General features: G+C 36.1%; 15 protein-coding genes. 13 read left to right on the forward strand and 2 right to left on the reverse strand.

Translation table 11 applies throughout. The features are described 5' to 3' along the window. Position 1: 1 nt before the first annotated feature. Entirely contained in the window at positions 2-178 is a 177-nt protein-coding gene (locus QW060_RS16480; RefSeq protein ID WP_290364553.1) for a DUF4177 domain-containing protein, read from the forward strand. 27 nt (positions 179-205) lie between these two features. Here the strand turns inward: QW060_RS16480 and QW060_RS16485 are convergent, their stop codons facing one another. Further along, positions 206-613, reverse strand: a complete 408-nt coding sequence (locus QW060_RS16485; RefSeq protein WP_290364554.1) for a hypothetical protein — start codon at positions 611-613, stop codon at positions 206-208. After that, positions 610-759, reverse strand: coding sequence for a hypothetical protein (locus QW060_RS16490; protein WP_290364555.1), 150 nt, complete (start codon positions 757-759; stop codon positions 610-612). Before QW060_RS16490 ends, QW060_RS16485 begins: the two co-directional genes overlap by 4 nt. Positions 760-889: 130 nt before the next feature. Between QW060_RS16490 and QW060_RS16495 the strand changes: the two genes are divergently transcribed. From QW060_RS16495 to ileS, 12 genes are all read left to right on the forward strand, one after another. After that, a complete protein-coding gene (locus QW060_RS16495) occupies positions 890-2,359 on the forward strand; it encodes a DUF5687 family protein (protein WP_290364556.1) in 1,470 nt (489 codons plus the stop codon). A 4-nt stretch (positions 2,360-2,363) separates the two neighbouring features. Further along, positions 2,364-3,059 carry an ABC transporter ATP-binding protein gene (locus tag QW060_RS16500; protein ID WP_290364557.1) on the forward strand — a complete coding sequence of 232 codons (696 nt, stop codon included), beginning with the start codon at positions 2,364-2,366 and terminating at the stop codon, positions 3,057-3,059. A 208-nt stretch (positions 3,060-3,267) separates the two neighbouring features. After that, the gene (gene porW, locus QW060_RS16505) at positions 3,268-5,847 is read left to right on the forward strand and encodes a type IX secretion system periplasmic lipoprotein PorW/SprE (RefSeq protein WP_290364558.1); all 2,580 of its coding nucleotides are present in this window, start codon (positions 3,268-3,270) and stop codon (positions 5,845-5,847) included. Beyond that, positions 5,825-6,052: an AtpZ/AtpI family protein gene (locus QW060_RS16510; protein WP_290364559.1), complete on the forward strand. Its 228-nt coding sequence runs from the start codon at positions 5,825-5,827 to the stop codon at positions 6,050-6,052. Before porW ends, QW060_RS16510 begins: the two co-directional genes overlap by 23 nt. Next, the gene (locus tag QW060_RS16515; protein WP_290364560.1) at positions 6,045-6,464 is read left to right on the forward strand and encodes a hypothetical protein; all 420 of its coding nucleotides are present in this window, start codon (positions 6,045-6,047) and stop codon (positions 6,462-6,464) included. Before QW060_RS16510 ends, QW060_RS16515 begins: the two co-directional genes overlap by 8 nt. 80 nt (positions 6,465-6,544) lie before the next feature. Further along, positions 6,545-7,702, forward strand: a complete 1,158-nt coding sequence (gene atpB, locus QW060_RS16520) for a F0F1 ATP synthase subunit A (protein ID WP_290364561.1) — start codon at positions 6,545-6,547, stop codon at positions 7,700-7,702. Positions 7,703-7,746: 44 nt separating this feature from the next. After that, positions 7,747-7,941: an ATP synthase F0 subunit C gene (locus tag QW060_RS16525; RefSeq protein WP_014165720.1), complete on the forward strand. Its 195-nt coding sequence runs from the start codon at positions 7,747-7,749 to the stop codon at positions 7,939-7,941. Positions 7,942-8,035: 94 nt separating this feature from the next. Then, positions 8,036-8,536 carry a F0F1 ATP synthase subunit B gene (locus tag QW060_RS16530; RefSeq protein WP_290364562.1) on the forward strand — a complete coding sequence of 167 codons (501 nt, stop codon included), beginning with the start codon at positions 8,036-8,038 and terminating at the stop codon, positions 8,534-8,536. Between the two features lie 10 nt (positions 8,537-8,546). After that, entirely contained in the window at positions 8,547-9,080 is a 534-nt protein-coding gene (gene atpH, locus QW060_RS16535; protein WP_290364563.1) for an ATP synthase F1 subunit delta, read from the forward strand. 37 nt (positions 9,081-9,117) lie between these two features. Further along, a complete protein-coding gene (gene atpA / locus QW060_RS16540; RefSeq protein ID WP_290364564.1) occupies positions 9,118-10,692 on the forward strand; it encodes a F0F1 ATP synthase subunit alpha in 1,575 nt (524 codons plus the stop codon). 70 nt (positions 10,693-10,762) lie between these two features. Next, on the forward strand, positions 10,763-11,626 hold the full coding sequence (gene atpG, locus QW060_RS16545; RefSeq protein WP_290364565.1) for an ATP synthase F1 subunit gamma: 864 nt from the start codon (positions 10,763-10,765) through the stop codon (positions 11,624-11,626). 160 nt (positions 11,627-11,786) lie between these two features. Further along, positions 11,787-15,188, forward strand: coding sequence for an isoleucine--tRNA ligase (gene ileS / locus QW060_RS16550; RefSeq protein WP_290364566.1), 3,402 nt, complete (start codon positions 11,787-11,789; stop codon positions 15,186-15,188). Positions 15,189-15,198 lie beyond the last annotated feature (10 nt).

Raw genomic sequence — 15,198 nt, forward strand, 5'->3', positions numbered from 1 at the left:
AATGAAAAGGTTTGAATATAAAGTAGAGAAAATAGAAATATCTCTTTTTAAAGGACTCAATACACCGGAACTTGAAAAGCGAATGAATATTTTGGGAATGAGTGGTTGGGAACTTGTTTCAGTAGCGTCGAATGACAACCTGTACCAGATGATTCTTTTTCTCAAAAGAGAAGTATAAAATAAAAAACGGCTCAAAGCCGTTTTTTTATTTTATAAGTATGCCACGTTGTTGCATAACAGGAATATCTCTCATCGCAAGATCATTAATAGACTTTGCTTTAAAAACAAATGTTTTATCATACAGCTTGTTGCCTATAAAATACGTTACGGCAAATTCATTATTTAAAGCCAGTACATTGTTTTCTAACAGTTCTATTTTTAAAAAACTCTTGGCTTCCGTTTCCTTAAAAGAATGACGGAAAGTACCTGTTTTCCGTTGTTCACCGTTAATGATACCGTAAGCTCTGGATACTACAATAGGCATTTCTAACAATTCATTAGTATCGTTTATCAGATAAGCATACCAGCAATCTTCCTGAAAATCTTCATTCCACTCTTTTATTGCAGCCATATATACGTTTTCTGCAACGGGTATTTCAATATCCTTTCTCATCCTTTATTTACAATAATTAAAGCGCAAATATACTTCAAAATATCGTAAAAGGAGGGAAGTACTGTTCGGCTTGAGCTACAAAGTATCCAAGAGACCAGAGCTGTATCCGGTTCTGTAAATCTTATGGCATAGCATTTGTTATTCATTTACAGTATTTGATTTATAAGAATTACTATGAAAAAAGAAAGACCGCTCCGAAATTTGAGCGGTTTTTTTATTTTATGTGTAACGTTTTGAAAAAAACGGCACTAATACTATAAATATTTAAAGATAACTATGTTTAAGCAGTTTTTATTTTTAGAATGGAAATCATTCTTCCGATCACCCAATTTGGCAATCAATATTATTTTAAAGATTCTGGTCTACTTTTACTTATTCCTGTTTGCTCTTTTGGCATTGGTATATGGAGCGGGAACGTATTTCTTTATTGAAGAAATGGACATGGTTCCTTTTGAAGTAGTCAATAAATACATTATTTATTATTTTACTGTTGATTTGTTTGTACGTTATATATTTCAGAGGTTCAATCCGTTGAATATAAAACCACTTTTGGCAACCAATGTATCCAAGAAAAAAATTGTCAATTTCATATTGGCCAAAAGCACAATCTCTATCTTTAATATCATCAATTACCTTTATTTGATACCGTTGACGGTGGTGTTTTTAATCAATGATGGTTTTTCTTTAAAGCTATTGGTTTGGGGCATCAGTCTTTTGGCTTTGGTGAATGTCAATAACCTTCTGAATCTGCTGTTGAATAAAAAGAATGCCGTTTTCTTCAGTGTATTCGGAATTCTTGCTGTTTGCGGGGCATTGCATTATTGGCAGATAATCGATATTACAGTTTATACACAATATTTCTATACCGCTTTTTATGAATATCCGTTTCTGATTCTGGTATTGGTAGCGGCCTTGTTTTTTATGTACCGTTATTCTTTTACCTTTTATAAAAACAGTCTATACTTAGATAAGGGGTTACAGAAGAAAAAAGACGAAGTACAAAATGTAAACCTTACCTGGCTGGATCGTTTTGGAGTAACGGGCACTTTCTTAAAACTGGATATAAAAATGCTGATGCGAAACAAGCGTTCAAAAACAGCCATGATTTCCAGCTTTGTTTTCATTTTCTACGGACTGCTTATTTTTACCAATATTGTAGATATGTATAGTTCTCCCGTATTCTATATATTCGGAGCCATTTTTGTAACCGGAGGGTTCGTATTCAATTTCGGTAATTATATTCCAAGCTGGGATTCATCTTATTACCCTTTTATGATGACCCAGAACATTACCTATAAAAATTATTTAAAGTCTAAATGGTGGCTTATGGTTATCGCTACGATACTGTGTACTTTTTTAGCTACGTTCTATCTTTATTTCGGATGGCCCGTGTATCTGATGGTTTTCTCAGCGGCTTTATTCAATATAGGGATTAATTCTTATCTGGTAATGTTGAGCGGGGCTTTTGTGAAAACACCCATAGATTTGTCAACAAATAAAAATCTTATGGGAGATAAAACGGCATTTAATATCAACAGCCTATTACTGGCAATGCCAAAGATTTTCTTACCGGTTATCCTGTTCTTTATAGGAAAGATAATTTACAATGATGTTCTCGGCTGTATACTTGTTGGTTTGGTAGGAATTATTGGTTTGGCATTCAGAGACCTTATCTTTAAACAGATTGAGAGAATTTATAAAGCAGAAAAATACAAAACCATTCAGGCATACAAGCAAAAAAATTAAGACTATGATACACGTACAGAATTTATCAAAATCATATAACGGAGTAACCGTTTTGAATATAGACCAGTTAGAAATTCCAAAAGGAGAAAGTTTTGGATTGGTAGGAAATAACGGAGCAGGTAAGACAACTTTTTTTAGCCTTTTGCTGGATCTTATTGAACCTTCTACAGGTTATATAGCAAGCAATGGTATTAAAATACACGAGTCTGAAAACTGGAAAAAATTTACCGGTGCCTTTTTAGACGAATCATTTCTGATCGGATATCTGACACCTGTTGAATATTTGTATTTTATTGGAGAATTGAGAGGTCTGTCAAAACCAAATGTAGACGAATTTCTCATTCCTTTCAAAGCCTTTTTTAATGATGAAATATTAGACGGAAAAAAATACATAAGAGATCTGTCAAAGGGAAATCAGAAGAAAGTTGGTATTGCAGGTGCATTTTTGGGAAATCCGGAAGTTGTAATATTAGATGAGCCATTTGCCAACCTGGACCCAACAACCCAAATCCGTTTAAAAAACCTTTTAAAAGACATAGCGGCTACCAAAAAAATCACTATGTTGATTTCAAGTCATGATTTACAGCATACGATTGAGGTTTCAAACCGAATCGTAGCTCTTGAAAAAGGAAGAGTGATTAAAGACCTCAAAACAGATGAGAATACCATGAGCGAATTGGAAAATTTATTTGCAGTCTGATTTTTGGTATGATTTTCGCTTATTTCTTAGAACATATAATCAAACGCCATGATATAATATATTAAATAAATAGAATTAGTTATATAAAACACTTTAGAAGTATATTTTAAAGTGTTTTTTTATATTTTTACCATTCGAAAAATATTTTCTTAGGAGAGATACTAAAACGAATACTTATTAGGTTTTAAAAGATAAAGATTATTGTATTGTGCGGAAATCAAAAGGGTTACTTTATATACTTGCTGCGTTATTCCTAACGGTAATGATCGCTTGTTCTACAAAAAAGAATACAGCGATGTCCCGGGGATATCACTCTGTTACTACGAAATATAATATTTTATACAACGGACGGCTTGCCTACGAAAAAGGAATAGAATCTTTAAAGGAAAAATATTATGATGATTTCTATAATATTTTACCCGTAGAACGAATGCAGCCAGATGAGAAAACATTGGTGACGGCAAAACAAAAAGATCCTAATTTCCAAAGGGCAGAAGACAAAGCGATTAAAGCTTCTCAACTACACTCCATTTACATTGCGGGAACAGAAAACAATCCGCAGATGGATGAAGCCTATATGCTGCTGGGAAAATCACGATATCACGATATACGCTACATTCCGGCAATAGAAGCATTTAACTACATCATTCTGAAATACCCTGATAGTGACCTGATTTATGATGCAAGAGTATGGAAAGAAAAAGCGAATATTCGCCTGAACTATGATAATCTTGCTATAAAGAATCTGAAAAGGCTCCTTAAAGAAGAAGAAGTAAAAGGGCAGACAAAAGCAGATGCTCTTGCAACACTGGCTCAGGGGTATATTAATATTGAAGCGCTTGACAGTGCTATTGTGCCTTTAAAAGAAGCAATAGAAACGACACAGGATAAAGATGAAAAAGCCCGTTATACGTATATTTTGGGACAATTGTATGGAAAAAATAATAACAAGGAAGAAGCCGTAAAAACATTTCAGGAAATCATTGATTATAAATACCGTGTGCCGCGTGTTTATGTAATCAATGCACATGCAGAAAAATTTGCCAATCAGGATCCGCAGAAAATTGATACGGTAGCTTTTTTAAAAGAATACAATGCCTTGCTGGCTGATAGAGAAAACAGAGGATTTCATGATGTTATTTACCATCAGATGGGATCCCTTTTCAATTTTTACGGAAATGATGCGCAGGCAGTTGCGAACTTTAATAAATCCTTAAAAAAGATTACAACCAATGAATACCTTAAAGTAGCCAACTACAGAAAACTGGCTGATCTGTATTATGCCAAGAAAACGTATGAGATGGCTGGTAAATACTATGACAGCACGCTCGTAGTTATGAATCCTAATTCAAGAGAATACCTCAAAGTAAAGCGTCTCAGAAATAACCTTGTTGATGTAGTCAAATATGAATTGGTTGCCCGGGAAAACGACAGTATTCTGCGTTTGGTGGCCTTGCCGGAAGAACAACGCAGACAAGTCTTAAAAGAATTTCTGGATAAAAAACGTATAGCGGATCAGACAGCTGAAAAAGCAGCTGAAAAAGGACAGGGGCAGACGTCAGGTTCGAATAGTTTGCCGATGACAGGGGGTGTTGCCTCCAGTTTTTACTTTTATTCAAATGCCGCTGTCCAAAAAGGAAAACAGGACTTCTCAAGAAAATGGGGGAAAAGAGCCTTGACGGATAATTGGCGTTGGGCAGATGAAGCTCAAAATGCAGTAGCAAATAACCCCAATAATGCATCGGCTACGGAGCAAAATGCTTCTTCCGGTGTGGAAACGGCTGCTGCAGAAACAGATATGCGGTATAATGTTGACTTCTTCCTCAGTCAGATTCCAAAAGATGAAAACGAAATCAAGAAATTGAAGACAGATCGGGATAATGCCTATTACCAATTGGGATTATTGTATAGTGACTTGCTGGAAGAATATCAGATAGCAGCAGATAAACTGGAAACTCTTTTGACCTATAAACCGGAAGAACGGCTTATTGAACCGATTAAATACAACCTTTATAAAATATATCTGAAGCTTGATCCTGCTAAAGCACAGGCAATGCTGGAAGATATGAAACGCAACCACCCGAATTCGCAATACACACAAATCATATTAAATCCGAATGCTAAAATTGAGATTGACGGATCGCCTGTACAGGAATATGAAAAAATATATACCATGTACAACCACGGTGCTTATTCAGAAGTGCTCGAAACATTAAATGCCAAAATTCCGACATTGATGAACGATGGAATGGTTACAAAATATGAAATATTGAAAGCTACAACTATTGGTAAGCTAAACGGACTCGAAGATTATAAAAAAGCACTTAACTATGTGGCGGTTACCTATCCTAACTCCAAAGAAGGACAGGAAGCGCAGCGTATCATCAGCAAAGATCTTCCGAAATTGCAGGCATTACAGTTTAAGAATGATCTTTCTAAAAATCTGAAATTAATTTATGTAGTAGATTTTCCGTTCACTGAACAGGGGATTGAACTGAGAAACAAGTTGCAGCGTTATGCCAATGACCGCGCACATACCGGAATTTCATTCTCGGCAGATCAGTATTCAAAAGATAAAATGTTCCTTGTAATTCATGGAATTAAATCAGGTAATATCGCAAAATCTGCTCAGGTGTATCTCGAAATAGAAAGAGATTATCAAATTAAAGAAAATCCGGTACTGATCAGTTCCGATGATTATGGAGTAGTACTCATTAAGAAAAATTGGGATGAATACATGAAATCCCGTTACGGTTCAAATAGTAATGACGCCCAACCAGCCCAATAAGAAGCCGAATAAATGGCTGATACTGACAGGGATTCCCTTTCAGATGGGAATAACCATCTATCTTTTTTACCGTTTGGGAGGTTGGTTAGATCAAAAATGGTCTGTACCCGATCAATGGGTGACTAAAATTAGTACACTTATAGGGATATTTTTGTCCCTATACCAAGTGATAAAACAAGTAAATAAATTAAATAAAAATGAATAAAATTTTTGGTTTTGCCGGGCAACTTCTCATAGTAGCTGCTGTTGCTTTTGGGTTGCATTATATGTTTCACAGTGTCTTTAATACAATTGATCATTGGAGTACAAGTACCTATAATCTTATTCAGATCTATTTTTTTGAGTTTATACTGTCATTACTGATGGTGGTTGGAATTGTAATGACAAAAACCAAAATGCCTCATAATCTGGGATATATGTTTTTGGCGTTCATTACAGTAAAAACGATTGCAAATTATCTTTTCATCAGTCCGGTGTTAAAATCTGAAGGAGATCAATCATTTGTAAAGCACAATTTTTTACTCGTTTTTGTCATTTTTTTAGTGTTTGATGTATATGTAACTTTCAAACTTTTAAATGAAGAAAAAGGACAAGAAAAAAACAATAAAAAAGTTTAAAATATATACCGGAGGTTTGGGAATAAAAATGTATTTTTGCACAAAATTTTTGGAACTATAAATTCAATCCAGGTAAAGACATGGTGACCTTAAAGAAATCACTTCATTTATTAGCCGCTGTTTTATTTGCGGTCATGCCAGCCTTTTCACAAGCTGATCAACATGTAGAAACTTCACAGCACAATACAGCTGAAACGATTCATGTTGATGAAACTCATGAAGCGCATCATGACGAAATTCATGTGCAAAAAACACCTAAGCAAGAAGTAAATGAGTATGTTCAGCACCACTTGCAGGACGATTACTATTATACTTTTTTCTCTGATAAAGAGACGGGTAAGCATTACGGCTTTTCATTGCCGGTAATCCTGATTGATAATGGTTTGAAGGTTTTTATGTCTTCTGAATTCGATCATGGACATAAACTGGTAGAGAAAGACGGGCAAACGTATAAATTGTATCACGGAAAAATCTATAAAACAGATGCTGCCGGAACAATTGAATATAATGAAAAGCATTACCCTAAAAATCCGAAACCTTTGGATTTTTCAATTACAAAAAACGTAGCGGGATTATTATTGGCAACTTTCCTATTGTTTGTTATGTTTACATCTTTGGCTAGAACATATAAAAAAGGTGTGAATGCGTTGCCGAAAGGTTTTGCAAGAGCATTAGAACCGTTGGTGATTTATGTAAGAGATGAAATGGCAAAACCAAACATTGGTGATAAAAAGTATAAAAAATTCATGCCGTTTTTATTAAGTGTTTTCTTCTTGATTTTCTTATTGAATTTATTGGGTCTTACGCCATTAGGACTGAATGTTACAGGAAATATATCTGTAACCGTTTGTTTGGCTTTGTTTACATTCTTTATTACTCAGTTCAGTGCGAATAAAGATTACTGGAAGCACATTTTCTGGATGCCGGGTGTACCGGTTCCGATGAAAATTGTACTGGCGCCAATTGAGGTGTTGGGTATGTTTACAAAACCATTCTCTTTGTTGATTCGTTTGTTTGCAAATATTACAGCAGGTCACTCGGTAGTAATGGGGTTGGTTGCGGTAGCATTTTTAATGAAAGAAGTATTAGGGACAGGTGGGGCTGTAGGAGTATCTTTCTTGTTGACATTATTCTTGACGGTATTAGAAATTCTGGTTGCGTTCTTACAGGCATTTATCTTTACAATGTTATCTTCATTGTTTATTGGTTCGGCTGTACAGGAGCATGATCATCATTAAGAGTTGAATAAAAATTTTGTTTAATTATATATAAATCATTTATCATGACAATTCCAAATTTAGTAGGAGCAGGTTTAATCGTAATCGGTGCAGGTTTAGGTTTAGGTAAAATCGGTGGTTCAGCAATGGACGCTATTGCACGTCAGCCGGAAGCTGCTGGAAAAATCCAAACTGCTATGATTATCATTGGAGCATTATTAGAAGGTTTAGCATTCGGTGCTTTAATCTTAGGTGCATAATCCCAATAAAAAAATAAAATTCACCTTTAACGGTTGGTTAAAGGTGAATTTTAAAAATTAAACAAATAAAATAGTATAACATAATTCTATATAAATGGATAAGTTAATTAATGACTTTGGTTTCGGATTATTTTTCTGGCAATTTATCATCTTATTGGTAATCATCTTTTTGTTAGGGAAGTTTGCATGGAAACCAATCGTAAATGCGTTAGAAGCGAGAGAAGAAGGAATTGCAGATGCTCTTGCTGCGGCTGAAAATGCTAAAAGAGATTTAGAAAATTTAAAATCTGACAATGAGAAATTATTGGCAGAAGCCCGTGCAGAAAGAGATACAATGTTGAAAGAGGCACGTGAGATGAAAGAGCAAATGATTGCTGAAGCAAAAGGTGAAGCACAGGCAGAAGGAGCAAAAATGATTGCTCAGGCAAAAGCGACTATCGAAAGTGAAAAGAATGCTGCTAAGGCCGAATTAAAAGCACATGTTTCAAGCTTATCTTTAGACATTGCTGAAAAGTTATTAAGAAATCAATTATCTGATAAAGCGGCTCAAGAGCAATTGGTAGAGAAGCTATTAGAAGATGTTAAATTAAACTAATAGAATTGTCATGGCAGGTACAAGAGCAGCAATAAGATATGCAAAGGCAATTCTTGAAGTGTCAAATGCAAAAGGGAAAGCCGAAGTAGTAAAAAGCGATATGAACGATATTGTAAATGCTATTTCTGAAAGTAAAGAATTAAATGATTTTATCGGGAATCCGGTAATCAAAGGTGAAGTAAAACTTGCCGCTTTGCTTGAAGTGTTTGCCGGTGCAGACGAAGACACAAAAGCATTGTTTCATTTGCTGTTGCAGAATAAAAGATTTGATATCCTGAATGCAATTGCAAAACAGTACAATGTACTGTATGATGAGTTTGCAGGTGTAGAAGTAGCTTATGTAACTACTGCTGTGCCTATGACTCCGGAATTGGAAACAAAAGTTTTGAGTAAAATAAAACAACTGTCATCCAAAAGTGTTACCATCGTTAATAAAGTAAATCCGGACATCATCGGAGGGTTTATTATCAGAATAGGAGATCAGCAATTTAATGCATCAGTTGCAGATAAATTAAGTCAGTTAAAGAGAGAATTTACTAATTAAAATCACCACACGGGTTTCGTGTTAAAATAATAAACAAATGGCAGAAATTAAACCTGCTGAAATTTCAGCAATTTTAAAGAAACAGTTATCTGGTTTTGGATCGGAAACTTCTATTGAAGAGGTAGGAACAGTGCTACAAATAGGAGACGGTATCGCTCGTGTTCACGGATTGGCTAACGCTCAGTACGGAGAGTTGGTAGAGTTCGAGAACGGATTAGAAGGAATGGTTCAGAACTTAGAGGAAGACAATGTAGGTGTTGTATTATTTGGTACTTCAACAGGAGTAAAAGAAGGTGCAATTGTTAAAAGAACAGGACGTATCGCTTCTTTGAAAGTAGGTGAGCAAATGGTAGGTCGCGTTGTGGATACTTTAGGGAATCCAATCGACGGTAAAGGACCGATCGGAGGAGACTTATATGAGATGCCAATCGAAAGAAAAGCTCCAGGAGTTATCTTCCGTCAGCCGGTAACAGAACCTTTACAGACAGGTATTAAAGCAATTGATGCTATGATTCCTGTAGGTCGTGGACAACGTGAGTTGGTTATCGGTGACCGTCAAACAGGTAAAACAACTGTTTGTATCGATACCATCTTAAATCAGAAAGAATTTTTTGACGCTGGTAAACCAGTATATTGTATCTATGTGGCTGTAGGGCAAAAAGCATCTACAGTAGCTGGAATTGCAAAAACATTAGAGGAAAAAGGGGCTATGGCTTATACAATTATTGTAGCAGCTAATGCATCTGATCCTGCACCAATGCAAGTATATGCTCCTATGGCAGGTGCAGCAATCGGTGAATATTTCCGTGATACAGGTCGTCCTGCTTTGATCATCTATGATGATTTATCAAAACAAGCGGTAGCGTATCGTGAGATGTCTTTGATCTTGAGAAGACCACCGGGTCGTGAGGCATATCCTGGAGACGTTTTCTATCTTCACTCTCGTTTATTAGAGCGTGCTGCAAAAGTAATTGCTGATGATGAAATCGCAAAAACGATGAACGATTTACCGGAATCTTTAAAACCGATTGTTAAAGGAGGAGGTTCGTTAACGGCATTGCCAATCATCGAAACGCAAGCTGGTGACGTTTCTGCTTATATTCCTACAAACGTAATTTCGATTACAGACGGACAGATTTTCTTAGAGTCAGATTTATTCAACTCAGGAGTTCGTCCTGCGATCAACGTAGGTATTTCTGTATCTCGTGTAGGGGGTAATGCTCAGATCAAATCAATGAAAAAAGTATCAGGTACTTTAAAATTAGATCAGGCACAATACCGTGAGTTGGAAGCTTTTGCTAAATTCGGTTCGGATTTGGATGCAGTAACAATGAACGTAATTGAAAAAGGTAAACGTAACGTTGAAATCTTGAAACAGGCGGTAAATGATCCGTTTAAAGTAGAAGATCAGGTAGCGATTATCTATGCAGGTTCTAAAAACTTATTGAGAAACGTTCCTGTAGAAAAAGTAAAAGAATTCGAAAAAGAATTCTTACAAGTATTAAACTTGTCTCATAAAGAAGTTTTAAGTGCTTTAAAAGCAGGTAACTTATCAGATGAAGCGACAGCTACAATCGAAAAAGTTGCAAAAGAAATTTCTTCAAAATATTAATATTAGTTTAAAAGAATTACAAACCGGAAAATGCGTTTCCGGTTTGTAATACTAAACTGCTTTATATAAAATGGCAAACTTAAAAGAGATCCGTAATAGAATCAGTTCTGTTTCATCCACGATGCAAATCACATCTGCGATGAAAATGGTATCCGCTGCAAAATTAAAAAAGGCACAGGACACCATTACAGCAATGCGTCCGTATGCAGAAAAGCTTACAGAATTAATTCAGAATATCAGTGCAACTTTAGAAGGTGATGCTTCAGGAGCGTATGCAGAGCAAAGAGAAGTAAACAACGTGCTTTTAGTGGTTGTGACTTCAAACAGAGGTTTGTGTGGTGCTTTTAACGCTAATGTTATTAAAGCAACACGTCAGTTGATCGATGGAGCATATGCAGGTAAAAATATAGATATTATTACCATTGGTAAAAAGGGATATGATGCTTTTCATAAAACAGCTAATGTAATCGAAAACCGCAGTGATTTATTCGATGCTCTGACGTTTGATAATACTGCAGCGATTGCACAGCAAATCATGGATGCCTTTATTGAAGGTACTTATGATAAAGTAGAAGTGATTTATAATCAGTTTAAAAATGCCGCAACACAGATTGTTATTACTGAGCAGTTTCTGCCATTATTACCAATAGAATCTGAAGAAACAAATGTAACTTCCGATTACCTTTTTGAGCCTTCAAAAGAAGAAATCATCTTAAGTTTGATTCCGGCTTCATTAAAGACACAATTGTATAAATCAGTATTGGATTCTAATGCTTCTGAGCATGGAGCACGTATGACAGCAATGCATAAAGCTACTGATAATGCAAAAGACCTGAGAGATCAGTTAAAATTGACGTACAACAAAGCACGTCAGGCAGCGATTACAAACGAAATTTTAGAAATTGTGGGTGGGGCAGAAGCTTTGAACAATTAAAAAATATAATTAGTAAATCATCAGACCCCAAAGCAACCCTTTGGGGTCTTTGTTTTTTTATTTTTTTTTGCGGAATTATTACCTCATTGTTGTATAAAGTTTTATACTGCTTTTGAAGCAAATTCCGTAAATTCGCATTTTACAAGAAATTTTTATAGAAATGAGCAAAAAATTTACAGAATATAAAGCACTGAATTTGCCAACTGTAGCATCAGAAATGTTACAATTCTGGAAAGAGCAATCCATCTTTGATAAAAGTATTACATCAAGAGAAGGAAACCGGCCTTTTGTCTTTTTTGAAGGTCCGCCTTCAGCAAATGGTAAACCGGGTATTCACCACGTGATGGCTCGTGCGATTAAAGATATTTTTTGCCGCTATAAAACCCAAAAAGGCTTTCAGGTAAAACGGAAAGCAGGATGGGATACACACGGACTTCCGGTAGAATTAGGTACAGAAAAAGAACTGGGCATTACCAAAGAAGATATCGGAACCAAAATCTCTATTGAAGAATACAACGAAGCGTGTAAAAGAACGGTTATGCGATATACAGACCTGTGGAACGATCTTACGGAAAAGATGGGATACTGGGTAGATATGAAAGATCCGTATATCACTTATAAACCGAAATACATGGAAAGTGTATGGTGGCTTTTGAAAGAGATTTATGATAAGGATTTATTGTACAAAGGCTACACCATTCAGCCGTACTCACCAAAAGCGGGAACTGGACTTTCTTCACACGAAGTGAACCAGCCCGGATCGTACAGAGATGTGACAGATACAACCGTTGTAGCGCAATTTAAAGCTGTAAGCGAATCACTGCCGGACTTTCTGCAAGGTTTCGGTCCCATACATATCCTGGCATGGACAACCACACCGTGGACTTTACCGTCAAATACTGCTTTGACAGTAGGGCCAAAGATAGATTATGTACTGGTTAAAACGTTTAATCAATACACTTTTGAACCGATTACTGTAATTCTTGGAAAACCTCTGGTAAACAAACAATTTGCAGGTAAGTTTACCCAGGTTGATAACGAAGAAGATTTAGAAGCCTATAAAGAGGGAGACAAAAAAATTCCTTACTACATCGTTAAAGAATGCAAAGGAATAGATTTGGTAGGGATACAATATGAACAGTTATTGCCTTATACGTTACCGTATCAAAACCCTGAAAATGCTTTCCGTGTGATTGCGGCAGATTTTGTCACAACAGAAGACGGTACAGGTATCGTTCATACAGCACCAACTTTTGGAGCAGACGATGCCAAAGCAGCTAAAGAAGCTACTCCGGAAGTACCTCCGATGTTGGTGTTAGATGAAAACGGAAATCCGGTTCCGTTGGTTGACCTGCAAGGACGTTTTGTTGCTCAGATGGGAGAGATGGCAGGCAAATACGTGAAAAACGAATATTACAATGATGGCGAAGCTCCTGAAAAATCAGTAGACGTTGAAATAGCCATTGCTTTAAAAGAAGGAAATAAAGCTTTTAAAGTAGAAAAATATGTACACAGTTACCCGCATTGCTGGAGAACCGACAAACCGATTCTTTATTATCCGTTAGATTCATGGTTCATCAAAGTGACGGAAGTAAAAGAGCAAATGTTTGAACTCAATGAAACCATCAACTGGAAACCAAAAGCTACCGGAGAAGGACGCTTCGGAAATTGGCTCAAAAATGCCAATGACTGGAACTTGTCGCGTTCCCGATACTGGGGAATTCCATTGCCGATCTGGAGAACAGAAGATAAAACGGAAGAAATCATTATCGGTTCTGTAGAACAATTGGTGAGTGAAATAAACAAAGCGATACAGGCAGGAACTATGACAGAAAATCCGTTTAAGGATTTTGTGGTAGGTGATATGTCTGAAGCGAATTATGATTTGATAGATCTGCATAAAAATGTTGTAGATAAAATTGTATTGGTTTCTGCTTCAGGAAAACCAATGAAAAGAGAATCAGATCTTATTGATGTTTGGTTTGATTCCGGAGCCATGCCTTATGCACAGTGGCATTATCCGTTTGAAAACCAACAAATGATTGACGGAAATGAAAGTTTCCCTGCAGATTTTATTGCTGAAGGAGTAGATCAGACACGAGGCTGGTTTTATACACTACATGCTATCGGAACTTTGGTGTTTGGGAAAAAGGCTTATAAAAATGTAGTTTCAAACGGTCTTGTTTTAGATAAGAACGGACAAAAAATGTCTAAACGTTTGGGCAATGCGGTAGATCCTTTTGAAACACTGGAGGAGCACGGACCGGATGCGACGCGTTGGTATATGATTTCAAATGCCAATCCGTGGGATAATCTTAAATTTGATCTGGAAGGCATTACAGAAGTAAGAAGAAAATTCTTTGGGACGTTATACAATACCTATTCGTTTTTTGCGCTGTATGCAAATATAGACGGATTCACCTATAACGAAGAAGAAGTGCCTCTACAGGACAGACCGGAAATAGACCGTTGGATTCTTTCAGAACTCAACACTCTTATAAAAGAAGTGGATGTTTTTTATGAAGAATATGAGCCGACAAAAGCAGCAAGAGCCATTTCTGATTTTGTTCAGGAAAATCTGAGCAACTGGTATGTGCGTTTATGCCGTCGCCGCTTCTGGAAAGGGGAGTATGCTCAGGACAAAATCGCAGCCTATCAGACTTTATATACTTGTTTGGTAACGGTAGCAAAATTATCGGCACCAATTGCTCCGTTTTTTATGGATAAACTTTACAAAGATTTAACACAAGCTACTGAAAAAGAAAGCTTTGAATCTGTACATTTGGCGCAATTTCCGGAAAGTGATCCTTCATTTATTGATACGGCACTTGAAAGCAGAATGCAAAAAGCACAAACAGTATCTTCTCTGGTATTATCTCTGAGAAAAAAAGAAATGATTAAAGTACGCCAGCCCTTGCAAAAAGTAATGATTCCCGTTCTGGATAATGCTCAGAAAGCAGAAATTGAGGCGGTATCAGACTTAATTAAAGCAGAGGTAAATGTGAAAGAAATTGAATTGCTGGATGATGCTTCCGGGGTGTTGGTAAAACAAATTAAGCCTAATTTTAAAACATTAGGGCCTCGTTTCGGAAAAGATATGGGAGCAGTTTCAAAAGCCGTTCAGAACTTTACTCAGGAACAAATCAGTGAAATTGAGAAAAACGGTGAAATATCTTTGGATATATCGGATAAAAAAATTAAATTAACATTGGAAGATGTGGAAGTAACCTCTCAGGATATTGAAGGGTGGCTGGTAGCAAATGCCAACGGAGTAACAGTAGCATTGGATATCACCATAACCGAAGAATTAAAAAAAGAGGGAATATCCAGAGAATTGGTAAATCGTATCCAAAACATAAGAAAAGATTCCGGATATGAAGTTACAGACAAGATTAAAGTATATTTATTGGACAATGAAACAGTAAAAGAAGCTGTTTTGAATAATCTGGAATATATAAAATCGGAAACATTGACCGAAACGCTTGAATTTAAAGCTGTATTGGAAAACGGTACAGAAATTGAATTCGATGATATCAAAACAAAATTGGAAATAAAAAAATAACACAAAAAAA

The sequence above is a fragment of the Paenimyroides ceti genome (assembly GCF_030409925.1).

Bases quoted from the DNA above. Each gene is read 5' to 3' on its own strand.
- QW060_RS16485 (WP_290364554.1), bottom strand. From the start codon at position 613: ATGAGAAAGGATATTGAAATACCCGTTGCAGAAAACGTATATATGGCT.
- atpG (WP_290364565.1), top strand. From the start codon at position 10,763: ATGGCAAACTTAAAAGAGATCCGTAATAGAATCAGTTCTGTTTCATCC.
- ileS (WP_290364566.1), top strand. From the start codon at position 11,787: ATGAGCAAAAAATTTACAGAATATAAAGCACTGAATTTGCCAACTGTA.
- QW060_RS16490 (WP_290364555.1), bottom strand. From the start codon at position 759: ATGAATAACAAATGCTATGCCATAAGATTTACAGAACCGGATACAGCT.
- atpH (WP_290364563.1), top strand. From the start codon at position 8,547: ATGGCAGGTACAAGAGCAGCAATAAGATATGCAAAGGCAATTCTTGAA.
- QW060_RS16530 (WP_290364562.1), top strand. From the start codon at position 8,036: ATGGATAAGTTAATTAATGACTTTGGTTTCGGATTATTTTTCTGGCAA.
- QW060_RS16500 (WP_290364557.1), top strand. From the start codon at position 2,364: ATGATACACGTACAGAATTTATCAAAATCATATAACGGAGTAACCGTT.
- QW060_RS16515 (WP_290364560.1), top strand. From the start codon at position 6,045: ATGAATAAAATTTTTGGTTTTGCCGGGCAACTTCTCATAGTAGCTGCT.
- QW060_RS16525 (WP_014165720.1), top strand. From the start codon at position 7,747: ATGACAATTCCAAATTTAGTAGGAGCAGGTTTAATCGTAATCGGTGCA.
- atpA (WP_290364564.1), top strand. From the start codon at position 9,118: ATGGCAGAAATTAAACCTGCTGAAATTTCAGCAATTTTAAAGAAACAG.
- QW060_RS16495 (WP_290364556.1), top strand. From the start codon at position 890: ATGTTTAAGCAGTTTTTATTTTTAGAATGGAAATCATTCTTCCGATCA.
- QW060_RS16510 (WP_290364559.1), top strand. From the start codon at position 5,825: ATGACGCCCAACCAGCCCAATAAGAAGCCGAATAAATGGCTGATACTG.
- QW060_RS16480 (WP_290364553.1), top strand. From the start codon at position 2: ATGAAAAGGTTTGAATATAAAGTAGAGAAAATAGAAATATCTCTTTTT.
- atpB (WP_290364561.1), top strand. From the start codon at position 6,545: ATGGTGACCTTAAAGAAATCACTTCATTTATTAGCCGCTGTTTTATTT.